This is a genomic window from Nocardia colli (assembly GCF_008704205.1).
In the GTDB taxonomy this organism is placed as follows: domain Bacteria; phylum Actinomycetota; class Actinomycetes; order Mycobacteriales; family Mycobacteriaceae; genus Nocardia; species Nocardia colli.
Genome location: NZ_VXLC01000003.1, coordinates 823,217 through 843,542, shown reverse-complemented (window position 1 = coordinate 843,542; position 20,326 = coordinate 823,217). Strand labels below are relative to the sequence as shown.

Below are 20,326 nucleotides of genomic sequence, written 5' to 3'. Positions count from 1 at the left end.
GAATCAGGGTGCGGCGCGAAAAGGCGATGAGGCCCGCCGGGTAGCAGGCCAAGTGTTCAGGATACGTCCTACGACTGTCTAGCTGCGGAAGAGTCGGCCCAGCTCGACCAGCCAGGGCACCGCGACGGCCATCGTCGGCACGACGAGAATGGCGGCCGAGCCGAGGTAGGCGGCGCTGGCGACCCGGACGTCACCGATCCGCCCGGTCAGGCGCTGGATCCGAATCAGGGTGGTCGGCCCGCCCGCGGCGAGCGCACCCTGCGGCGCGGTGGATTTCGAGCAGGCAACCAGGGCGCGCGCCAGCGGCTTCGGCCCGGTCACCTTCACCGCGGAGTCGTCGGCGAGCAATTCGATGAGCAGTTTCACCGAGCCGAGCGCGGCCTTGCTGCGGACGAACCGCGGAAACGCTTCGTGCACAGCGGTGAACGCCTCGAGCACCAGATCGTGCCGGGCGCGCAGGTGCGAGCGTTCGTGGCTGACGATCGCGGTGATCTCGGCATCGTCGAGGTTGGTCAGCGTGCCCTCGCTGATCACCACGCGCTGGCGCAGCCCGGGCAGGCAGTAGGCGATCGGCTCGGTCGCGGCGAGCACCCGGATGTCGGAGGCGCGCCGGCGCGGGCCGCTCTGATCGAGCAGGTCGACCAGCATCCGATGGCGCGCCCGCCGCCGCCGCGTGTGCACGCCGACCCGGACGATGGCATAGCAGAGCCGCGCGCCGACCAGCAGCGTCAACGCGAACACGAAGACATAGGCCAACCACAGCGGCAACCCGAGCGCGTCGATCTCGCGCGTGGGTTGCGTGGTCGGCCGACCGTCGGGACCCGGCACCAGAAGCTCAGCGGCAATGGCCAACCCGGACCCGAACGCGCTGAGCACGGCGGCCAGCGCGATGGCCTGCCAGAGCACGAGCGCGGCGCGGGGTGTCCGGTACGTCCAGGTCGCTCGGCTGAGCAGGGCCGGGGCAGGCCCCGCGAGAAGCAATGCGAGTCCGGCGAATACCGGCGCGGTTGCGTTCATCGACTCAGCTCACTGCGTTGGGGGCAAGGTCGCGAGGAGTCTACTGCGGGGGCGGTGTGTCCTCGGTTGCTTCGAGCTTAGCGAGTGCCTCCCGCAATGCGTCAGCCTCATCCTTGCCGACCTGTTCCACGAAGTGCACCAGCGCGGCGGCGCGACTGCCCGCGGCGTCGGCCTGTTGCAGAGCGTCCACCATGAGGCTGGCGACCAATTCGTCCCGGGTGTGCACCGGCGCGTAGCGATGAGCACGGTCGTCGCGCTGCTGGACCACGAGGTTCTTCTTCGCGAGTCGTTGCAGCACCGTCATCACCGTGGTGTACGCGAGCTCGCGGCGTGCGGCCAATGCCTCGTGCACCTGCCGGACTGTCTGCGGTTCATCGGTCGACCACAACTGGTCCATGACCGCTTTCTCGAGTTCACCAAGTCCTGCCATCCCACAATTTTACGGACTCAACGACGCGCATGCGTACTACAGGGTGTCGTAACTATGGAATAGCTGGTGTGTCATTTGTCATAGCGGCGCGGATTCGGGCATGACGGGCCCGCCTGCCTTGCCCATGACGTGGCGTGTTCCGATCGGCACCACCATCGGCCGGCCGGACACCGGATCCTCCAGCACCGAGGCGTCGAGGTCGAAAACCTCGCGCAGCAACTCGACATTGATGATGTCGCCGGGACGGCCCTGCGCGACGATGCGTCCGTCGCGCATGACGATCAGTTCGTCGCTGTAGCGGATGGCCAGATTGAGGTCGTGCAGCACCATCACCACGGTGCGACCGAGTTCGGCGTGCAGCCGGTCGACCAGGTCGAGCACGTCGACGGCGTGCGCGAGGTCGAGGTAGGTGGTCGGCTCGTCGAGCAGCAGGATGTCGGTGCCCTGGGCCAGGGCCATGGAGATCCAGGCGCGCTGGCGTTGACCGCCGGAGAGTTCGTCGAGCGCGCGGTCGGCCAGGTCGGCGATGCCGGTCTGGGCGAGCGCGGACATCACCTCGTCCTCGTCGGCGGCCGACCACTGGCGGAACCACGACTGGTGCGGATGCCGCCCGCGCGCGACGAGATCGGCGACGGTGAGCCCCTCCGGCGCGACCGGCGCCTGCGGCAGCATGCCGATCACCTGGGCGACGTCCTTGGTCTTCATCGTCGAAATGGCCTTGCCGTCCAACAACACTCGGCCCTGCTGCGGGCGCAGCAGCCGGCCGAGCGAGCGCAGTAGCGTGGACTTGCCGCAGCCGTTCGGGCCGATCACCGTGGTGATCACGCCGGGCGCGATGTCGAGGGTGAGTCCGTCGATGATCACCCGGTCGCCGTAGGCGAGCGTGACGCCGTCGGCGGCGAGCCGGCTGGGCGCCGCGGTGGTCACAGGGTCCGTGGTCGTCACAGCGTCGCCTTCCGATTCATTCGCACGAGCAGGTAGAGCAGGAACGGTCCGCCGAACGCCGCGGTCACGATGCCCACCGGCAGGTCCGCCGGGAAGATCGTGCGGGACGCGACATCCGCGCCGACCACCAGGATGGCGCCGATGAGCGCCGAACCGATGAGTGGTTCACCGGGGGTGCGCAGCAGTCGCCGGGCGATCTGCGGCGCGGCCAGCGCGACGAAACTCACCGGACCGACCGCCGCGGTCGCCACCGAGGCGCCGACCACGGCCGCGCCGATCAGGATCGCCTGCTGGGTCTGGATTTTCACGCCGAGCGAGCGGGTAGTGTCGGCGCCGAGCCGCAGCGCGGCCAGTGTGCGCGCTGAGCCGAGAGCCACCACCACGACCACGGCGAGCGCGAATGTCGCTGGGAGCAAACCGGATCGATCGGCGTTGTTGAGTGATCCGTTGAGCCACAACTGCGCTCGTTGCGCGTCCGGCAAAGTTGCACGGGTGAGCAGCCAACTGACCCCGGCGATCAGCACCGCGTTCAGGCCGACCCCGATCAGGACCAAGCGCAGACCGGTGACCCCGCGATCGCCGGTTGGGCTGCGTCCCCAGGCCAGCAGATAGATCGCCGCCGCGGTGAGCAGTCCGCCGACCAGCGCGGCCAGTGGCGCGCCGAAGGTCGCGAGCATCCCGGTTCCGCCGCCGCCGATGACCACCGCGACCGCGCCGAGGCTGGCGCCGGAGGTGATGCCGAGCATGTCCGGCGCGGCCAGCGGGTTGTGCAGGATGGACTGGGTGATCGCGCCCGCGAGCCCGAGCGCCGCGCCGACCACCACCGCGGTCAGCGCGCGCGGCAGCCGCGAGTCGAGCACGATGAACCGCTGGGATCGGGTTCCGCCGCCGGTCAATACGTCGATCACCCGGCCGAGCGGGATGTGCGATTCACCGGTGGCGATGTCCAAGCAGAACAGCAGCAGCAACAATGCGGCCAGTGCAACAACGATGAACACCATCACCGGACGCAGCACCATCGACACCGGCCCGACCCGCAGGGCAGGTCGCACACCCTCGGTCTTCAGCAACGCGGTCACAGGCTCACCAACTTCCGTCGTCGCACGAACGCGATGAAGAACGGCGCGCCGATCACCGCCAGCATCACCCCGACCTGCAATTCGCCGGGCCTGGCCACGATCCGTCCGACGATGTCGGCGAGCATCAGCAGGATCGCGCCGATCAAGCCGGAATACGGGACCAGCCAGCGATAGTCCGGCCCGGTGATGAACCGCGCGATGTGCGGCACCACCAATCCGATGAACGCGATCGGCCCGACCGCCGCGGTCGCCGCGCCGGACAGCAGCACGATCGATGCCAGCCCGAGTGCGCGGCTGCGGCCGATATCGACCCCGAGCCCGCGCGCCACATCGTCGCCGAGGCTGAGCAGGTTCAGCCCGGGCGAGGCGATCACCGCGAGCAATACCCCGAGCGCCAGGAATGGCAGTACCTGCCAGAACACCGTGACGTCACGGCCCGCGACCGTGCCCACCACCCAGAACCGGTAGGTGTCCAGCGCCGCGGGATCCAGCAGCACAATGGCATTCGTCATCGCCTGCAAAAATGCGGTGACTGCCGCGCCGGCCAGCACCAGGCTCAGCGGACTCGCCTTGCCGCCGCCGACGGCGGACGCGCTGAACACCACGACGCCCGCGATCAGCGCCCCGGCGAAGGCGAACCAGATGTACTGCTCCGGCGTGGTGAACGCGAACAGGTACATGCTCAGCGCCGCGAGAAAGGCCGCGCCCGCGTTCAATCCGAGCAGCCCGGCGTCGGCGAGCGGGTTGCGCGTGTAGCCCTGGATCAGCGCGCCGGCGATGCCGAGCGCGAGCCCGGTGACCAGCGCCAGCGCCGTGCGGGGCAGCCGAAGTCCACGTACGATTTCCTCGGCGGTGGATCCGGCCGGGCAGTTGAACGGTCCGCCCTGGCAGGTGAGCGCGTTGTGCACGGCGTCGTAGACGGTGCCCGGCGACAGCGACCTGGTCCCGATCGCGACACTCGCGACGACGGTGAGCAGGAGCAGGACGGTCAGCACGAGAAGGCCGGACAGACGTCGCCGCCGCAGGTTGCCGAGCATGGTCACGGTGACGAACTACTCCTGAGATTCGTTGTAGCAGAGAACCGGTTGGTCTGGTAAGCCTAACCTATCTTGCGGTACGCACCGCTACGGCCAATCCTCGAGGAGGTTCAATGCCCGAGCTCATGACCACCCGCCCGCCGCGCCATACCCAGATGGCGTTCGACCGCACATGTGACAGGTTGCGCGCGCTGCAACCCGAGCATCCGCGGGTCTATGCGGTGGCGGCGATGGTCGAGCAGGGCAAGCGGCGCTGGTGGCGGCTGGCCGACGGGGTGCGCGAAGGTCGGATCGAGCGGATGTATCGGCGGCACGCGGCGGAGATGATCCGGGCCGATGTCGCGGCCGAGGTGGTGGCGACCGCGCTCATCCACGCCGTGGTCGGGCGGGTGATCGCGCTGCTGGTGGCCGAGGGCCGGGCCTGGGATCCGGGCCTGGAGAACCTGTGGATCCACACCGACAACGACGGCGGCATCGACTGGGCGGGGCTGGGCGACACCACGATTCGCGTGCTCGACGGCGATCCGCTGGCCGAGGAGTCCGGCGCGGTGAGCCTGCCGTGCGAGGGTGCGATGTACGTCTGGCTCGCGCATCGCTGCGAGCCCTCGCTGGCGCTGATCCAGTCGAGCATGGCCCGCTATTCCGGACTGAGCGCGCGCCGGTTCTGGTTGCTCGTCGGCGAATCCATCGCGGGCGCTTCGACTTACGTGCCGGACCTGGCCGGCACCGACGCGGTGGTCGGCACCCGCCGTGGTCAAGGCCTCTTGGCTGCCCTGGAACAGCGCGGATTACCGGTTCGTCGCGCGACGGCCTTGCTTAGTTAGGTAAGCCTGACCTATACTCATAACCGGCGTTAGGATTGGTCGAGAGTCCCGAGGGCTGCGGTGACCCCCGATCCATTGCCGCGATGGGCTCCACGTCTAGCCGTGGAGCCCATCGCTTTATCTTCCGGGGGAACCGGCAAGCGAGCCAGCGGTAATCGGCCGTCGGCCATTGTGCAAAAGTGGACCGCATGACAGATCAGCAGACCCCGGCCGCCGACTGGCTGGCGACGATCACGCCGGAGCAGATGACCAAGGTCAGCGAAGGCACGTTCAGCGACCTGATCGGCCTGCGCTACACCGAGATCAGCCCGGACCGGGTGCGCGGCGAGTGGACGGTCAAGCCGCACCTGTATCAGCCCGCGGGTTTGCAGAACGGCGGCGTCTACTGCACCGTCGTCGAAACGCTCGCCAGCGTCGCGGGCGGGGTCTGGTACGGCGAGCGCGGCTCGGTCGTCGGGGTGAACAACAACACCGACTTCCTGCGCGCGGTCCGCGACGGCAACCTCTACGGCGAGGCGACCCCGATCCACCGCGGCGGCATGCAGCAGCTGTGGCAGGTGGTGATCACCGACGAGCAGGAACGGGTGATCGCGCGCGGCCAGGTTCGCCTGCAGAACCTCCCGGTCCGGCGCTGACCAGCCGCTCGTCCCGCGTTCCCGGAACGGTCGTGCCAGAATGACCGTCACCCGTCCACCCGACCCGGCGAGGAGCCCGGATGCGATTGTCGCCGCATGAGCAGGAACGCCTGCTGCTGAGTTACGCGGCCGAGCTGGCCCGGCGCAGGCAGGCGCGCGGGCTCAAGCTCAACCATCCGGAAGCCGTCGCGCTGATCAGCGATCACGTGCTCGAAGGCGCGCGCGACGGCCGCTCGGTCGCCGAGCTGATGTCCTCGGGGCGAACGGTTCTCACCCGCGCCGACGTGATGGAGGGGGTGCCGGAGATGATCCACGACGTACAGGTCGAGGCGACGTTCCCGGACGGCACCAAGCTGGTCACCGTCCATCATCCGATCGGCTAGGAGGACTGGATGAGCGAGCAGCGTGACGTGGCCGAGGCCGAAACGCCAGTGCGCGACGACCTCCGTCCGCGCATGATTCCCGGTGAATACCTTTGCGCCGAGGGCACTATCGAACTGAACGCAGGCGCGGCCAGGATCGAACTCGACGTGGTCAACACCGGCGACCGTCCCGTGCAGGTCGGCAGCCACGTGCACTTCCCGCAGTCCAACGCCGCGCTGCGCTTCGACCGCGCCGCCGCGCACGGCCACCGGCTCGACATCCCCGCCGGCACCGCCGTGCGCTTCGAACCCGGCCTGGGCCAACGTGTTTCGCTCATCCCCCTCGGCGGCACCCGCGAGGTCCACGGCATCAGCCTGACCCCGCCCGGCCGCCTGGACGAGACGCAGTGACCGAACACACCCGCACCCCAGGAGGCCCCGAGTGAGTGAGCTGAGCCGGGCGCGGTACGCGGAACTGTTCGGGCCGACCACCGGCGACCGAATTCGCTTGGCCGATACCGACCTCTTCGTCGAGATCACCGAAGATCGCAGCGGCGGACCGGGACTCGCGGGGGAGGAGGCGGTCTTCGGCGGTGGCAAGGTGCTGCGCGAATCCATGGGCCAGGCCCGCGCGACCCGCGCGGACGGTGCCCCGGACACCGTGATCACCGGCGCGGTCATCATCGATCACTGGGGAATCATCAAGGCCGACATCGGCATTCGCGACGGCCGGATCTGTGCCATCGGCAAGGCGGGCAACCCCGACACCATGAACGGGGTGCACCCCGACCTGGTGGTCGGCCCGTCCACCGAGATCATCTCGGGCAACGGGCGCATCCTCACCGCCGGCGCCATCGACTGTCACGTGCACTTCATCTGCCCGCAGCTGATGGACGAGGCGCTCGGCGGGGGCATCACCACCCTGATCGGCGGCGGCACCGGCCCGGCCGAGGGCAGCAAGGCGACCACCGTCACGCCCGGCTCCTGGCACCTGGCCCGCATGCTGGAGGCCACCGACGGCTGGCCGATGAACATCGTGCTGCTCGGCAAGGGCAACACGGTCAGCGCCGAGGCGATGTGGGAGCAATTGCGCGGCGGCGCGGCGGGTTTCAAGCTGCATGAGGACTGGGGCTCCACGCCCGCCGCGATCGACGCGTGTCTCACCGTCGCCGACGCGGCGGGCGTTCAGGTGGCGCTGCACTCGGACACGTTGAACGAGGCCGGTTTCGTCGAGGATACCCTGGGCGCGATCGCGGGCCGCGGCATCCACGCCTATCACACCGAGGGCGCCGGCGGCGGTCACGCGCCCGACATCATCACTGTCGCAGCGCATCTCAACGTGCTGCCCAGCTCGACCAACCCGACCCGCCCGCACACCGTCAACACCCTCGACGAGCACCTCGACATGCTCATGGTGTGCCATCACCTCAGCGCGTCCATCCCCGAGGACCTCGCGTTCGCGGAGAGCCGGATCCGCCCGTCCACCATCGCCGCCGAGGACCTGCTGCACGACCTCGGCGCGATCTCGATGATCGGCAGCGACTCGCAGGCCATGGGCCGCATCGGCGAGGTGGTCATGCGTACCTGGCAGACCGCGCACGTGATGAAGCGCCGCCGCGGTGCGCTGCCCGGCGACGGCGCCGCCGACAACGCCAGGGTCCAGCGCTACATCGCGAAATACACCATCTGCCCGGCCGTCGCGCACGGCCTGGACCACGAGATCGGCTCGGTCGAGGTCGGCAAGCTGGCCGACCTGGTGCTGTGGGAGCCCGCGTTCTTCGGCGTCCGCCCGCACGCGGTGCTCAAGGGCGGGGCCATTGCCTGGGCCGCGATGGGCGACGCCAACGCGTCGATCCCGACGCCGCAGCCGGTCCTGCCCCGTCCGATGTTCGGCGCCGCCCCGCTGGTCGCGGCCGCCACCTCGTTGCACTTCGTCTCCGAGCAAGCCATCGACGACGGCCTGGCCGATCGCCTCCGGATCAACCGAAAACTGGCCCCGGTCAAGAACGTTCGCGATCGCAAGAAGACCGACATGCCGCACAACGACGCGATGCCCCGCATCGAAGTCGACCCGGACACCTTCACCGTCCGCATCGACGGCGAGGTCTGGACCGAGCAGCCCGCCACCGAACTCCCCATGGCCCAGCGCTATTTCCTGTTCTAGGGCGAGAGGTCGACCATCATCGTGGCCAGCGTAAGTGACGCCGCGCACGGGTCGAGTGCTGTTGTGGGCGAACGGTTCTGGACGCGCCAGGTGATCGCGCCGTTGACGGCGGCGGTGACCGCGCAGTCGCCGGGGTCGTGCGGGTTGCGGATGTAGAAGGCGGTCGCGGTGACGGTGCCGAGGACGTGCTTGGTGATCACCATGTGCTCGGTTTGGAAGCCGTCGGCGCGGGCGCGGTCCCACAGCTGTTGCAGCGAGTCCTGCGCGGAGTAGGTGAAGCTGACGGTGGCGTCGCCGTCGCCGACCTGCGCCTCCCAGTAGCAGACCTGGGGCGTGTGGTGCGTGGTGAGACTGCCGGCCCGGACCGCGTCACTGATCTCCTGGTTGGTCAGCGGCGCGCAGTCGGCATACGGGTTCGCGGACGCCGCGGGGGCGGCGTCCGGCGTGTTCGCGCTGCTACATCCCGTCACCAATCCGGCCAGGGCAATAACGGCAAGTCCGGCATTACGGACAGAGAACGGGTGCATCACCGCTCCCTTTCTGGATCATTAACGGGTCAGACCAGGTCACGGTACCCAGTGACCTGCTCGGATGCGACCTGAGCAGGGGCGATCTTGCTCTCAGTCCAGCCCCTCGGGCAGCTGACCGCCGTGCAGCCGGTGGTGCCGGACGGCAAGCCGCACGATGTCGGCGATGCCCGGATCGGCGATCGTGTAGACACTGCGCCGGCCCTCTTTGCGCATATGAACCAGACCCGCCAGTCTGAGTTTGGCCAGATGCTGACTGACCGCGGGCACGGTTTGATCGATATCGATCGCCAGTGTGCCGACGTCGCGCTCGCCCTGGCTGAGCAACCAGAGGATCTGCAACCGGGCGGTGGCCGCGAGCATGCCGAAAACCGTTGCCGCGTCATGTAGTTGCGCCGCCGGGATGGGGCCCGGCTCGCCGTCCTCGCTCACGTCCGCCTCCCAACCTGTCCGTAGCGTGGCACGGAGTCGAATACTTGCGCAACTGATTGACGAACGCAGGGCGGCGGGTTTCTAATTATGGGTGCGCAATTCTGCGCGAATGAGCAACCAACGAAGCGGGGTGAGCGGCTGATGCCGGTTGACAGTATCGACGTCTCCAGCCGGACCGCCTCAGCGAAACGGGTTGTGCCGGTTCGTCGTTGATCTGCCCGCGCGATCCGTGGCCGAACTGAGCGGCCGGCCGATCGCCTGACGCGGCACCAACTATTGACATTCTTCGACACCACGTCCGGGCGCGGCCTGCTGTGCGCGTCCGGAGCCCGCGGCAGGCGGGCGCTGTCACCACCGAGACGCTACGAAGCATTGGAGTTCCGCCATGGCGATCATGTTCAAGAGGGCCGAAACACCGCACCGCGCACCAAATCTGGAGCGTCAGTCGATCTGGTTCACGGTCGGGCTCTATCTGCTGATCAGCGCGGGACTGCTGACCATGCACTACGCCCACCCGCAGGCGCCGGTCGGCTCCTCGTCGGTCTCGCCCGCCCACTCGTCCTACGGCCGGTAGCGATGCGTGCCATCGCCAGCGCCGTGACCGCCGACCGGTTCGATACCGAAGTCCTGCAACAACATTGGATTCCCCTGGCCGCCGCCGACGCGGATACCGCCGCGGTGCTGCGCGAGCGGCTCGGCGTCGACTTCGCCGCCGCGCGCAACCGGGTCTGGGAAACCGACAACTTCCTCTACCTCCCGGTCGTCGCCAACTACAAGCGCGGCGACGCCATCGAACGCGAAACCATCGTGTTCGCACTGGGTTCGGAGTTCCTGGTGACGCTGCAACCGGACGAGCACTTCATCCCGTTCGACAAGGCGATCGCCAAGATGCGCCGCAACCCGACCCTCACCGGTTCCGCGCACGGCGTGATGTACGCGCTGCTGTGGGCGCTCAACGAGGCCTCCGAGCGGGTCATCTACTACGCCAGCGACGCGCTGGAGGCGATGAACGACGAAATCGAGATGGCCACCAACGGTTACGACGCGCGCGGCCGCGAGATCGGCGTCGCCGACATGCGCGGCACCATGTCCCGGATGAACGCGGCCGAGGAGATCGTCTCCCGCACCCAGGAGACCCAGCTCCAATTGGCCCGTGCCGCAAGGCATCTGATGGCCGACCTCACCGTGCACAGCGCCGACCTGGAGAGCCTGCTGGCCATCCTCGTCGCGGACGTCGACGGCGTGAAGCAGCACGCGGGCTTCGAGCACGACAAGGTCCGCTACCTACAGCAATCGGTGATGACCTGGCTCGACGTCAAACAGAACCAGATCGTCAAGGTGTTCACCATCATCACCGCGGTGTTCCTGCCGCCCACCCTCATCGCCACGTTCTACGGCATGAACTTCACCTGGATGCCCGAACTGGAATGGCAGCACGGATTTCTCGCCACCACCCTCATGACCCTGGTCGCCGCGGTCATCCCGCTGGCCTACATCAAACGAAAGGGCTGGCTGCGCTGACCGCGGGAGTGGGCCCGAACTGCGTGGCCGAGGTCGGGATTCAATATCATGACAAGCATGACGGCCGCCGGTAGCAGCTCGCCCGCTTCACCCGCGGAGCCGCGCCCGGACGCTCGGACCGAGCGATGGCGGGCGCACCGGGAGCAGGTGCGCGGAGAATTCGTGGACGCCGCGTTCCGCGCACTGGCCGAGCACGGGCCCGACGTGAGCATGGACGACATCGCGCGGGCGGCGGGCTGCGCCAAGCCGAAGCTGTATCGGCACTTCGCGGACAAGACCGATCTGTACCTGGCGATCCTCGAACGGGTGCAGAGCATGCTGTGGGAGCGGGTGCTGGCGAAAATCAGCCTGACCACCGATTCGGTGGCCGAGCTGATCCGCACCGCTATCGCGGAGTACGTCGCCGTGGTGGAGGAGCAGCCCGACGTGTTCCGCTTTCTGGTGCACAGCCGGCTGGCCCAGCAGGCCGAGCAGCCGGAACGGGCCATCGAGGTGGCGCAGCGTTCGGCGCTGCTGGCGGCGCAGATGATCGAGGAACGCCTCGAAGGGCAGGACGTCGACACCGGCAGCCTGGAACTGACCGCCTACGCCATCTTCGGCGCGGTGGGCTCGGCGACCGACTGGTGGCTCGGCGCCAACCGGGCCAGGACCGAGCCGATGTCGACCGAGCGGTTCGCCCAGCACGTGAGCATCATCGCCAGGAACATGCTCGACGGGGTCGCCGAGCTCAACAACCTGCCCCTGGATGTGCAGAAGCCGGCGCACCTCGCGTTCGAACCGGAGTAGTCACTGGTCGAATGCGATGTGCACCCGGGGCGACTCGGGCAGGGTTTGGCAGGCGAGGGTCAGGCCGAGGGCGATCTCGTCATCGATGAGCGCCTCGTTCTGCCGCATCCGGGTGCGTCCGTCTTTCACCGAGCAGACGCAGGTGCCGCAGGCGGACTCGCGGCAGACGTAAGGGGCGTCGATTCCGTTGTCCAGCAGCACATCCAGTAGGGGAGTCTGCTTGGGCCAGTCCAGGACATGGGTTTCGCCGTCGATGTCCACCTCGACGACCGCGGAGTCGCCCAACGGGGTTGCAGGCGTGGCGCGGGCGGGTTCGTCGAACGGATTCTGCTGTAGCGAGCGGTATTCCTCGGTGTAGACGTGGGGGACTCGCAACCTGGTCGCCGCGGCCGTGGCCACCGTCATGAATCCGGCAGGCCCGCAAAGGAACCAGTCTCGACCGGAATATGGCTGCACCAGGCCCGTGAGAGCAGCCGCGGTCGGCAACCCACGTTCCGATTCGAACCAATGCAGCATCCGCAGCCGATCGGGGTAGCTGCGTGCCAACTCGTCGAGCACCTCTGCGAAGATCACCGACTGCCGATCTCGATTGGCATACAGCACAACAGCATTCCCCCTCCCGCCGACCATCATGGATTTGATGATCGACAGGATCGGGGTGATGCCGCTACCCGCCGCGCACAGCAGGACATCGGCGTCCAGATCACGCGGCCCGAACGCGCCGGACGGCTCCAGCACCGTGATCAGATCGCCGACCGCGACGGTGTCGCAGATCAGGTTCGAGGCATACCCGTCCGCGGTTCGCTTGACCGTCACCGCGATTCGATCATCGCAATGCGGGCTGCTGCACAGCGAATAACATCGGGCCACCGAACCCGTACGCGCACTGGGTATTCGAAGGGTAAGGAACTGACCGGGCCGATACCGGAACCGCTCGGTCAGTTCATCGGGCACCTCGAAGACCAGCGTGCGGGCATCGGCCGTCTCCTCGACCACCGCACCGACCTTCAGCACATGGACGCGCACACCGTTGTCCGCGCTCATCGTCGTACCCCTCACACCTCGATCGGCGTCGAAACCGGTTGCGTCTTGACCTGATTCGCCGACGCGGGATCGATCAGCCGGAGCACCCGCCGCCCGAGTCGTTCGATCCGCTCGACATCCAGCGGCTGGGTGATCCGCCGATTCACCCCCGGCGCGATACGCAACATGAAGTACCCCAGCCACGCCTCGGCCCGCACCGGCACCACCGCGAGGTCGTAGCGCACCGCCCGTTCCGCCGCCCGCGCGACCAGATCCGGGCTCAGCGGCGAGAACGGCAGTTGCGCGGCGACGTCCTGCACCCGCCGCGCCAGCTCCTTACCCCGCGCGACCAACTCCTGATCGACCCCGACCGTCACCGCGTGCTCGCCGATATTGGTGTTGATCACCCCTGGACAGATCGCGCTGACCCCGATTCCCTTGGGCCCGAACTCGAGTCGCAGGCACTCCGTGAGCATCTTCACCCCGGCCTTGGACACCGAGTAGGCCGACATCACCGGCGTCGGCGTGAACGCCGCCGCCGACGCGATATTCACGATGTGCCCGCGCTTGCGGTTGTCGATCATCTGCTGCCCGAACACCCGGCAACCGTGTACCACGCCGAGCAGGTTCACGCTCAGCTGCCGATCCCAGTCGGCCGGCGTCAGATCCACGAACGCGCCGCTGACCAGCATGCCGGCATTGTTGACCAGCACGTCCGGCACGCCGTGATCGGCCAGTACGTCCCGGGCGAACGCCTCCCACGCGCTCGGATCGGTCACATCGAGCCGGGCCGCCGAGGCCCGCCGGCCGCGCGCGTGGATCATCGCCTCGGTGGCCAGCGCGGAATCCAGATCCAGATCGGAAACCACCACGTGCGCACCGGCTCTGGCGAAGCGGATCGCGATGGCCCGGCCGATGCCGCTGCCCGCGCCGGTCACCACCACCAGTTCGGGGCGGATGTTGGTGAGTTTCATACCGATTCCTCGAGGATCGCGCCGGTCCGCGGAGCGGGCACGGGCTGGCGGTAGTGGTAGTCGTCGAGATCGAAATGCCGGTTCTGCCAGTACATCTCGCCGTGCGTCGATGGCCGGAACGGCGAATCGCCGTGACTGTTGATGTAGTAGGTGTTCGACCCGGCGCAGGCGGAGGTGAACAGGAAGTTCTTCTCTTGGCGGCGTAGGCATTTGGCGAAGTACCCGTCGTGCGCGCGCCTGCTGATCTCGCACTCGGTCGCACCGCGCCGCTTGGTCTCGGCGATCGCCCGGCTCAGATGCGCGGCAGTCGCCTCGATCATCCAGATGTACGAACCCAGCACGAAGCCGTAAGGCCCGGTGATGGTGAACATATTCGGGAACCCAGGCACCGAAACACCGTGATAGGCCTGGAACCGATGACGGTCCCAGAACTCGCCCAGATCGAGCCCGTCGCGACCGGTCACCGGGAACGGCGGTATCGAATCCTTCTCCCACAGTTTGAATCCCGTGGCGCAGATCAGCACGTCGACCGGATGCTCCACGCCGTCCTCGGTGATGATGCCGCGCTCGCCGATGAAGCCGATCGGATCGGTGACCAGACTGACGTCCGGCCGATTGAATGTCGACAGGTATTCGTTCGACATCGACGGCCGCTTGCAGCCGAGCCCGTAGGCAGGGATCAGCTTTTCCCGGATGACTGGATCGTGCACCTGTTTACGCATCCATCGCCGGGCCGGAATCTCCGCCAGCCGCCGACCGGCGTCCGACAGCCAGGTCGGACCGGCCACCATGCCGCCCATCCCGATCTCGGTGGCGAGGGTGCCGACCATGCGGATACCGGAGCGCACCCACGGACGCTCGAGCACCGCGCGACCGAGCGGCCCCACCGCCGCATCGGTTTTCGGGAACACCCAGATCGGCGTTCGCTGGAACACGCTGAGATGCTCGACCTCATCGACGATGGCCGGCACCAGTTGCAACGCGGTCGCGCCGGTTCCGATCACCGCGACCCGCCTGCCGGCCAGCGCGACATCGTCGTCCCACAGCGCGGTATGGATCAGGGTTCCGCCGAAGTCTTGCAGGCCCGGGATGTCGGGCATCTTCGGCCGTTCCAGCCCGCCGATCGCCATCACCACATAGCGCGCGGTGAGTGTGCGGCCGCTGTCGGTGCCGAGCAGCCAGAGACTGTCCTCGGCGTCGAACACCGCCGAGACGATCGTGGTGTTCAGCCGCAGCTTCGGTCGCAGACCGTACTTGTCGACCATCCCCTCGGCGTAGTCGCGCAACTCGGTGCCGGGCGCGAAGATTCGCGACCAGTCGCCGCGCTGCTCGTAGGAGAAGCTGTAGATGAACGACGGGATATCCACCGCCACACCGGGATAGGTGTTGGCGTGCCAGGTCCCGCCGACCCGATCCCACTTGTCCACGATGACGAAATCGTGGATGCCTTTGCGTTGCAGGGCGATCGCGGCGCCGATGCCGCCGAACCCCGCGCCTACCACGATGACCTCGTGCGGCCTCGCGCATTCGCGACTCGCAAGCGCTCCTTGGTCGGGCAGCGCCGCGCTCATCGGACGCGATCCACGAGCGCGCCGTCGGCGCCGAACAATTCGGTCTGCCACTGCCGCAGCAGGGCGCCGGTGTCCACGTCGTCCGGGTGGAAGCCCGGCTTCAGATACACCTGGATCTCGCTGAGCAGCCCGCGCACGATCGGCCCGCGGATCAGCCGATAAGACTGCCGTGTCACCGTGATCGGCTGCCAGGCCGGGGGATCGGCCAGGATCGAGGCGAGCACCCCGAGTCCGACCACCGGGATCGTGAAGACGTAGAGCACCGACATGATCGCGATCCGCAGCCACTCCGGCCCGCCGACCGAGCGATAGACGTCGAACGCTACCGACTTGTGTTCCAGCTCTTCGAGCGCATGCCAGTTGAGCAGGTTGCGCACCTCGGGATCGGCGGCCAATTCCTGGATTTCGGGGCTGGACAGCACGCGCGCGGCCAATACCGCGGTGTAATGCTCGGCGGCGGCCGTGATGGCCAGGTGTGCGGCCGGCGGTGCCAGCCGCTCGGCCCGCTGCACGAGATCCCCGCGCCCGCTCACGAATCGGGGCAGCGGATAGCCGAGCGCGAACAGCTGCTCGTTCAAGCTGCCGTGCTGCTGGCCGTGCACCGCCTCTTGGCCGATGAACGCGGCGACCCGCTTCTTCAGCACCGGATCGGTGATCTGGTCGGCGAATCGGCGCACCGACCGGATGAACGACTCCTCGCCGGGTGGGAACGCGGCCGAGAGCAACGCGACCAGGTGGCTGAGCACGATGTCGTCGCCCGCGTAGTACTTGGTCATCGGTTCCGGCTCGCCGAAGCGGAACTTCATCCGCCGCACCTTCGGGTAGCCGCCCGCGCCGGTTTTCTGCACGCTGGAAGTCATGTGAATCTCCGTTGATTCCGGGGTATTTCGGTTGAGGGATCGGCTACTTCAGGTGATCGACGAGGCTGCCGTCGGTGCCGAAGAGCTCTTTCTGCCAGCGCTCCAACAGCTCTCGCGAGTCGATGTCGTCGGGATGGAAGCCCGGCCGCAGATACAGCACCAGCTCGCGGCCGATGCCGCGGAACACCGGACCACGGAACAGCGTGAACGCCTCCTTGGCCAGGCTCAGCGGGTAACGCCGGGCGTCCGGGTCGCGGCTGATCGACGCGGTGAGCGTGACCGCGGTGAGCGGGAGAGTCAGCGCGACCAACGTCGCCATCGTGAGGATGCGCATCGTCTCCGTCCCGCCCACCGCGCGATACACGTCGAAGGCCACCGACTTGTGCTCGAGTTCCTCGAAAGCGTGCCAGTTCAACAGGTTCCGGACTTCTTCGTCACCGGCCAGCGCCTGGATCTCCGGACTGGACAGCACGCGTTCGGCGAGCACCGCCGTGTAGTGCTCGGCCGCCGCCGTGGCGGCCAGGTGCAGGCGCGCGGGCAGGCGCTGTTCGAGGCGCTTCTGCCGTTCGACGACGTCCGGCGCGTCCAGCCATTCGATGGCGTAGCCCATCTCGATCAGTTTCTCGTTGAGCCGCCGGTGTTCCTGGCCGTGCATCGCCTCCTGGCCGATGAACCCGGCGACCCGCTTCTTCAGCACCGGATCGGTGATCTGGTCGGCGAATCGGCGCACCGACCGGATGAACGACTCCTCGCCGGGCGGGAATCCGGCGGACAACCCGGCGATGAAGTGGCTGAACACCATGTCGCCGCCGGCGTAGTACTTCGACATGGGTACCGGCTCGCCGAAGCGGAATCTGATTCGCCTCGCCCTCGGGTATCCGTTGCCCGTGCGTTCCTTGCTGCGCACACTTTGCTCGGTCATCTCGCACCTCATTGAGCTCGGTACCGTCAGTATGCGGTACTACTAGTACGATACCGTCTCAGACGGATAGGGCAAGAGGCGTTCGCGATGCCGCAGGTAGGCGGAATTCTGTTGTGACTGTTCGTCAGCGGTGTCTGGTGACGCTGCGGGCCAGGTCGGTCAGCCGATGTGCGCGGGCGTTCTCGGCGGGGGTGAACGGCTCGTCGGGGCGGGTGAAGATCAACGGGCGATCCGCCTGCCACGGGACGACCAGGGTGGTTCCGTCGAACGTGAGGTCGCGATGGACGTAGCTGCCGGGGGTCAGATAGCGTGCGCCGAGCAGTTCGGCGATGGCGAAGGGGAGTTCGTCGGGGTCGGCCGCGACGCGGGCGGCGATGCCGAGTGCCTTGGTCTGGCCGTCGATGAGCGCGAAGGCGGAGGCGGGCCAGACGCGGACCGACGATCCGCCGCCGTGCACGATCGCCGAGGACAGCGCGTCCGGGGTGACGCCGGCCGGCGCGGAGACGACCAGTTCGTCCAGTACGCCCGATTCGAGTTGGTGCACATGGACATTGAGGATGTTCGCGCCGCGCCGGGCCAGATGTCCGGTGAGCGCTTCGAGCTGTCCGGGGCGATCGTCGACGCGGACGCGAATGCGCCACAGGGTGGGCGCACGGTCGACGTCGTCGCGGCTGCGGAGTTCGGGGGCGTGCAGCCACGCGCCGAGCACGCGGGTCGCGGAGGGCTCGACGACCCAGATGACGAGCACGGTCGTGCTGATCGTCAGCAAAGTGACCGTCAGTAAATAGGGCGGGTGGTAATGCACGACAAGCGCGTGCAGCACGAGTTCGACCGGGAATACCGCGGCCAATTTGGCCAGCGTCAAGCGCGCCCGGTGTGGGTGCGGCAGGCGGCCGCACACATCGCATGCCAGCACCTGGACACGATGTCGTGCTCGGATCGGACGCATGCGCTCAGCGTCGGCGGTGATCATTTCCGATCCCGTGCCGACCGTGTAACGCGGCAGTGAAATCGGAACGGAAAGCCGTTGAGCGGCAGGGGTTTACGCCGTGATGCTGGACACAGGGCGAGTAGTGCGTGGCCGAGCGCACAGTTACGGATACGTACACTCGTGCTATGGCCGCCCGCATTACCGAATTGGTCCTCGATGTCGCCGACCCCGAGCGGCTCGCCGCATTCTGGAGTGCGGTTCTCGGTTATGTCGAACTCGACCGGGAGGACGACGGAAGCATCGAGATCGGACCGGCCGAAGGCTTCGGTGGACCGCAGCCCACGCTCATCCTCAGCCCGAGCGATGAACCGCGGAACGGGAAACTCCGGCTGCATATCGACATCAATCCCACCGACCGTGATCAGGATGCCGAGTTGGAACGGTTGCTGGCACTCGGCGCCAAACCGGTCGATGTCGGACAGGGCGACGACGTGAGCTGGCATGTGCTGGCCGACCCGGAGGGCAACGAATTCTGCCTGCTGCGCCGCAGGCTGCCGCAACTCTGACCCGGCCCGAGCGCAATGTCGACGCGCCCGGGTTCCGGCTATTTTCGGTCGGCGAGCCCGGGCCGTGACAGAATGTTTGCTCAAATGTTGCGGAGTCACGACTATCGGGTTAGATTCATTCCAAACCGATAGTCGTAAGTGCCCTGCCTGTTGAGTAATACCGGGAGCATCCGATGAGGAACCGACTTGTAGCTGCAACATTGCCTGTGATGGGACGTGCGTGAAATGACGATAATGATCACGCCGGACGACAACCTGCTGGCCACGAACGAGTTCCTCCGGGACGGCGTCCGTATGAGCGTCGCCATCGGCCGACCGCAGCCGTACCCCACCGGCTCCGGCTGGCGCTGCCGGGTCCGCGTCGAATGCGGGACCACCCGCCTCGAACAGTCTCAGGTGGTGGCGCCCACCGCCCAGGAAGTCCTGCGCCTCGCCCTCGAACTCGTCACCACCCGCCTCGGCATGACCGAGTCCGAGTTCTTCGAGGGTGCCACCATGAGCCCCGCCGCCTGACCTGAATCACGCTGGTCTCCAAGCTGTTCCGCGCCGATTTGGCGTACGTAGCAACCTCTTGACGCACGCATGCAACATGCGTCAAGTGGATGCCATGTACGTCAAGTCGGCTGTGGCCGTTGAGGTGACGGCGGGCGGTCGATTTGGTTGCGCCTCTGGTGAACACGGTGCGCCGCACGCGGAGTGCGGGCATGCTGGAGGGGTTGGTGCCAACGTGTAATCAGGGGTGGTGGTCGACGTGGACGATGACGCCGCGATGGATGCCTATTCGCGCACGGTGATTCGGGTGGCCGCGTCGGTTACGCCGCATGTGGCCAGCGTGCGCACCCGGCGGGGAAGCGGGTCGGCGGTGGTGTTCACCGATGACGGATTCATGCTGACGAACGCGCACGTCATCGGATCGGCGACCAACGGTGAGGTCGTATTTGCAGACGGGGTGGAAGCCAAATTCGATGTCGTCGGCATTGATCCGCTGTCGGATCTCGCGGTGTTGCGTTCACGTAATGGTGCGCCGGGAGCGGTCACGCTGGGAGACGCGGACGAACTCGTCGTAGGCCAGCTGGTGGTCGCCGTGGGCAGCCCGCTGGGCCTCGCCGGTTCGGTCACCGCCGGCGTGGTGAGCGCGCTGGGTCGTGCGGTACCCGTCGCCTCGCGTCGCGCGGGACGCGTGATCGAAGACGTGATCCAAACCGACGCCGCCCTCAACCCCGGCAATTCCGGTGGCGCACTGTCGGATTCGGCCGGTCGCGTGGTCGGCATCAACACCGCCGTCGCGGGTATCGGTCTCGGCCTGGCCATTCCGATCAACGCCACCACCCGCCGCATCATCGGCACCCTGCACACCGAAGGCCGCGTCCGCCGCGCCTACCTCGGCCTGGTCGGCATGCCCGCCCCGCTTCCCGCCACCGTCGCCGCCCGCACCGGCCAAGCGGCCGGCGTCCGCATCATGGAGGTCGTCCGCGGCGGCCCGGCCGAGCAAGCCGGCCTCCGCCGCGGCGACCTCGTGCTCAGCGTCGCCCGCGCGGAAGTCCGTGACGCCCAAGGCATTCAACGCCAGCTCTTCGCCGACGCCATCGGCATCAAACTCCCCGTCACCGTCCTGCGCAACGGCGCCATGGTCGACGTGATCGCCGTCCCCATCGAACTGACCGTCGACTGAACGCCCCGCCGCACACTTCCTGATTTGCCGCACATCGATTCGCATGCG

24 protein-coding genes are annotated in these 20,326 nt (G+C 67.5%); 11 read left to right on the top strand and 13 right to left on the bottom strand.

Annotation, left to right across the window (positions count from 1 at the left end; translation table 11 throughout):
- Positions 1–78: 78 nt before the first annotated feature.
- From F3087_RS10655 to F3087_RS10635, 5 genes are all read right to left on the bottom strand, one after another.
- Complete coding sequence (locus F3087_RS10655) at positions 79–1,017, bottom strand: M56 family metallopeptidase (RefSeq protein ID WP_150401656.1); 939 nt, start codon at positions 1,015–1,017, stop codon at positions 79–81.
- 40 nt (positions 1,018–1,057) lie between these two features.
- Positions 1,058–1,447 carry a BlaI/MecI/CopY family transcriptional regulator gene (locus F3087_RS10650; protein WP_150401655.1) on the bottom strand — a complete coding sequence of 130 codons (390 nt, stop codon included), beginning with the start codon at positions 1,445–1,447 and terminating at the stop codon, positions 1,058–1,060.
- Between the two features lie 78 nt (positions 1,448–1,525).
- Entirely contained in the window at positions 1,526–2,392 is an 867-nt protein-coding gene (locus F3087_RS10645; protein WP_150401654.1) for an ABC transporter ATP-binding protein, read from the bottom strand.
- Positions 2,389–3,471: a FecCD family ABC transporter permease gene (locus F3087_RS10640; RefSeq protein WP_150401653.1), complete on the bottom strand. Its 1,083-nt coding sequence runs from the start codon at positions 3,469–3,471 to the stop codon at positions 2,389–2,391. The genes F3087_RS10645 and F3087_RS10640 overlap by 4 nt, the downstream gene beginning before the upstream one ends.
- Positions 3,468–4,514: a FecCD family ABC transporter permease gene (locus F3087_RS10635; RefSeq protein ID WP_150401652.1), complete on the bottom strand. Its 1,047-nt coding sequence runs from the start codon at positions 4,512–4,514 to the stop codon at positions 3,468–3,470. The genes F3087_RS10640 and F3087_RS10635 overlap by 4 nt, the downstream gene beginning before the upstream one ends.
- Positions 4,515–4,621: 107 nt before the next feature.
- Between F3087_RS10635 and F3087_RS10630 the strand changes: the two genes are divergently transcribed.
- From F3087_RS10630 to F3087_RS10610, 5 genes are all read left to right on the top strand, one after another.
- On the top strand, positions 4,622–5,332 hold the full coding sequence (locus F3087_RS10630; RefSeq protein ID WP_150401651.1) for a hypothetical protein: 711 nt from the start codon (positions 4,622–4,624) through the stop codon (positions 5,330–5,332).
- Between the two features lie 245 nt (positions 5,333–5,577).
- Positions 5,578–5,967 (top strand): PaaI family thioesterase, encoded by a 390-nt coding sequence (locus F3087_RS10625; protein ID WP_223885024.1) that lies wholly within the window; start codon positions 5,578–5,580, stop codon positions 5,965–5,967.
- An 80-nt stretch (positions 5,968–6,047) separates the two neighbouring features.
- Complete coding sequence (locus F3087_RS10620) at positions 6,048–6,350, top strand: urease subunit gamma (protein ID WP_107656465.1); 303 nt, start codon at positions 6,048–6,050, stop codon at positions 6,348–6,350.
- Positions 6,351–6,422: 72 nt separating this feature from the next.
- Positions 6,423–6,740, top strand: a complete 318-nt coding sequence (locus tag F3087_RS10615) for an urease subunit beta (RefSeq protein ID WP_150401952.1) — start codon at positions 6,423–6,425, stop codon at positions 6,738–6,740.
- Between the two features lie 31 nt (positions 6,741–6,771).
- Positions 6,772–8,493 (top strand): urease subunit alpha, encoded by a 1,722-nt coding sequence (locus tag F3087_RS10610; protein WP_150401649.1) that lies wholly within the window; start codon positions 6,772–6,774, stop codon positions 8,491–8,493.
- Here the strand turns inward: F3087_RS10610 and F3087_RS10605 are convergent.
- Positions 8,490–9,020: a DUF3558 family protein gene (locus F3087_RS10605; protein WP_150401648.1), complete on the bottom strand. Its 531-nt coding sequence runs from the start codon at positions 9,018–9,020 to the stop codon at positions 8,490–8,492. The two genes, F3087_RS10610 and F3087_RS10605, sit on opposite strands and share 4 nt — an antisense overlap.
- Positions 9,021–9,113: 93 nt before the next feature.
- The gene (locus F3087_RS10600; protein ID WP_223884982.1) at positions 9,114–9,452 is read right to left on the bottom strand and encodes an ArsR/SmtB family transcription factor; all 339 of its coding nucleotides are present in this window, start codon (positions 9,450–9,452) and stop codon (positions 9,114–9,116) included.
- A 385-nt stretch (positions 9,453–9,837) separates the two neighbouring features.
- On the opposite strand from F3087_RS10600, the gene F3087_RS10595 reads away from it, so the two are divergent.
- From F3087_RS10595 to F3087_RS10585, 3 genes are read left to right on the top strand one after another with little or no spacing between them, the layout of a single operon-like run.
- Positions 9,838–10,026, top strand: coding sequence for a hypothetical protein (locus F3087_RS10595; RefSeq protein WP_150401647.1), 189 nt, complete (start codon positions 9,838–9,840; stop codon positions 10,024–10,026).
- A 2-nt stretch (positions 10,027–10,028) separates the two neighbouring features.
- Complete coding sequence (locus tag F3087_RS10590) at positions 10,029–10,973, top strand: CorA family divalent cation transporter (protein WP_150401646.1); 945 nt, start codon at positions 10,029–10,031, stop codon at positions 10,971–10,973.
- Between the two features lie 57 nt (positions 10,974–11,030).
- Positions 11,031–11,759: a TetR/AcrR family transcriptional regulator gene (locus tag F3087_RS10585; RefSeq protein ID WP_150401645.1), complete on the top strand. Its 729-nt coding sequence runs from the start codon at positions 11,031–11,033 to the stop codon at positions 11,757–11,759.
- Here F3087_RS10585 and F3087_RS10580 read toward each other — a convergent pair whose 3' ends face one another.
- The 6 genes from F3087_RS10580 to F3087_RS10555 all read right to left on the bottom strand — a co-directional run bounded on the left by F3087_RS10580 (position 11,760) and on the right by F3087_RS10555 (position 18,058).
- Positions 11,760–12,803 (bottom strand): ferredoxin--NADP reductase, encoded by a 1,044-nt coding sequence (locus F3087_RS10580; RefSeq protein ID WP_150401644.1) that lies wholly within the window; start codon positions 12,801–12,803, stop codon positions 11,760–11,762.
- A gap of 11 nt (positions 12,804–12,814) precedes the next feature.
- A complete protein-coding gene (locus F3087_RS10575; protein ID WP_150401643.1) occupies positions 12,815–13,756 on the bottom strand; it encodes an SDR family NAD(P)-dependent oxidoreductase in 942 nt (313 codons plus the stop codon).
- Positions 13,753–15,327: a flavin-containing monooxygenase gene (locus tag F3087_RS10570; RefSeq protein WP_150401642.1), complete on the bottom strand. Its 1,575-nt coding sequence runs from the start codon at positions 15,325–15,327 to the stop codon at positions 13,753–13,755. The genes F3087_RS10575 and F3087_RS10570 overlap by 4 nt, the downstream gene beginning before the upstream one ends.
- A complete protein-coding gene (locus tag F3087_RS10565) occupies positions 15,324–16,187 on the bottom strand; it encodes a metal-dependent hydrolase (protein ID WP_150401641.1) in 864 nt (287 codons plus the stop codon). The genes F3087_RS10570 and F3087_RS10565 overlap by 4 nt, the downstream gene beginning before the upstream one ends.
- Before the next feature lie 43 nt (positions 16,188–16,230).
- Entirely contained in the window at positions 16,231–17,109 is an 879-nt protein-coding gene (locus tag F3087_RS10560) for a metal-dependent hydrolase (protein ID WP_150401640.1), read from the bottom strand.
- Positions 17,110–17,233: 124 nt separating this feature from the next.
- Positions 17,234–18,058 (bottom strand): ACT domain-containing protein, encoded by an 825-nt coding sequence (locus F3087_RS10555; RefSeq protein ID WP_150401639.1) that lies wholly within the window; start codon positions 18,056–18,058, stop codon positions 17,234–17,236.
- Positions 18,059–18,225: 167 nt separating this feature from the next.
- On the opposite strand from F3087_RS10555, the gene F3087_RS10550 reads away from it, so the two are divergent.
- The 3 genes from F3087_RS10550 to F3087_RS10540 all read left to right on the top strand — a co-directional run bounded on the left by F3087_RS10550 (position 18,226) and on the right by F3087_RS10540 (position 20,278).
- Positions 18,226–18,606 (top strand): VOC family protein, encoded by a 381-nt coding sequence (locus F3087_RS10550; RefSeq protein ID WP_150401638.1) that lies wholly within the window; start codon positions 18,226–18,228, stop codon positions 18,604–18,606.
- A 225-nt stretch (positions 18,607–18,831) separates the two neighbouring features.
- Positions 18,832–19,119 carry a hypothetical protein gene (locus F3087_RS10545; RefSeq protein WP_223884981.1) on the top strand — a complete coding sequence of 96 codons (288 nt, stop codon included), beginning with the start codon at positions 18,832–18,834 and terminating at the stop codon, positions 19,117–19,119.
- Between the two features lie 256 nt (positions 19,120–19,375).
- Complete coding sequence (locus F3087_RS10540; RefSeq protein ID WP_150401950.1) at positions 19,376–20,278, top strand: S1C family serine protease; 903 nt, start codon at positions 19,376–19,378, stop codon at positions 20,276–20,278.
- The last annotated feature ends 48 nt before the right edge of the window (positions 20,279–20,326 follow it).

Bases quoted from the DNA above. Each gene is read 5' to 3' on its own strand.
- F3087_RS10655 (WP_150401656.1), bottom strand. From the start codon at position 1,017: ATGAACGCAACCGCGCCGGTATTCGCCGGACTCGCATTGCTTCTCGCG.
- F3087_RS10650 (WP_150401655.1), bottom strand. From the start codon at position 1,447: ATGGCAGGACTTGGTGAACTCGAGAAAGCGGTCATGGACCAGTTGTGG.
- F3087_RS10630 (WP_150401651.1), top strand. From the start codon at position 4,622: ATGCCCGAGCTCATGACCACCCGCCCGCCGCGCCATACCCAGATGGCG.
- F3087_RS10625 (WP_223885024.1), top strand. From the start codon at position 5,578: ATGACCAAGGTCAGCGAAGGCACGTTCAGCGACCTGATCGGCCTGCGC.
- F3087_RS10620 (WP_107656465.1), top strand. From the start codon at position 6,048: ATGCGATTGTCGCCGCATGAGCAGGAACGCCTGCTGCTGAGTTACGCG.
- F3087_RS10615 (WP_150401952.1), top strand. From the start codon at position 6,423: ATGATTCCCGGTGAATACCTTTGCGCCGAGGGCACTATCGAACTGAAC.
- F3087_RS10605 (WP_150401648.1), bottom strand. From the start codon at position 9,020: ATGCACCCGTTCTCTGTCCGTAATGCCGGACTTGCCGTTATTGCCCTG.
- F3087_RS10595 (WP_150401647.1), top strand. From the start codon at position 9,838: ATGGCGATCATGTTCAAGAGGGCCGAAACACCGCACCGCGCACCAAAT.
- F3087_RS10590 (WP_150401646.1), top strand. From the start codon at position 10,029: ATGCGTGCCATCGCCAGCGCCGTGACCGCCGACCGGTTCGATACCGAA.
- F3087_RS10585 (WP_150401645.1), top strand. From the start codon at position 11,031: ATGACGGCCGCCGGTAGCAGCTCGCCCGCTTCACCCGCGGAGCCGCGC.
- F3087_RS10580 (WP_150401644.1), bottom strand. From the start codon at position 12,803: ATGAGCGCGGACAACGGTGTGCGCGTCCATGTGCTGAAGGTCGGTGCG.
- F3087_RS10575 (WP_150401643.1), bottom strand. From the start codon at position 13,756: ATGAAACTCACCAACATCCGCCCCGAACTGGTGGTGGTGACCGGCGCG.
- F3087_RS10570 (WP_150401642.1), bottom strand. From the start codon at position 15,327: ATGAGCGCGGCGCTGCCCGACCAAGGAGCGCTTGCGAGTCGCGAATGC.
- F3087_RS10565 (WP_150401641.1), bottom strand. From the start codon at position 16,187: ATGACTTCCAGCGTGCAGAAAACCGGCGCGGGCGGCTACCCGAAGGTG.
- F3087_RS10560 (WP_150401640.1), bottom strand. From the start codon at position 17,109: ATGACCGAGCAAAGTGTGCGCAGCAAGGAACGCACGGGCAACGGATAC.
- F3087_RS10555 (WP_150401639.1), bottom strand. From the start codon at position 18,058: ATGCGTCCGATCCGAGCACGACATCGTGTCCAGGTGCTGGCATGCGAT.
- F3087_RS10550 (WP_150401638.1), top strand. From the start codon at position 18,226: ATGGCCGCCCGCATTACCGAATTGGTCCTCGATGTCGCCGACCCCGAG.
- F3087_RS10545 (WP_223884981.1), top strand. From the start codon at position 18,832: ATGACGATAATGATCACGCCGGACGACAACCTGCTGGCCACGAACGAG.
- F3087_RS10540 (WP_150401950.1), top strand. From the start codon at position 19,376: ATGGATGCCTATTCGCGCACGGTGATTCGGGTGGCCGCGTCGGTTACG.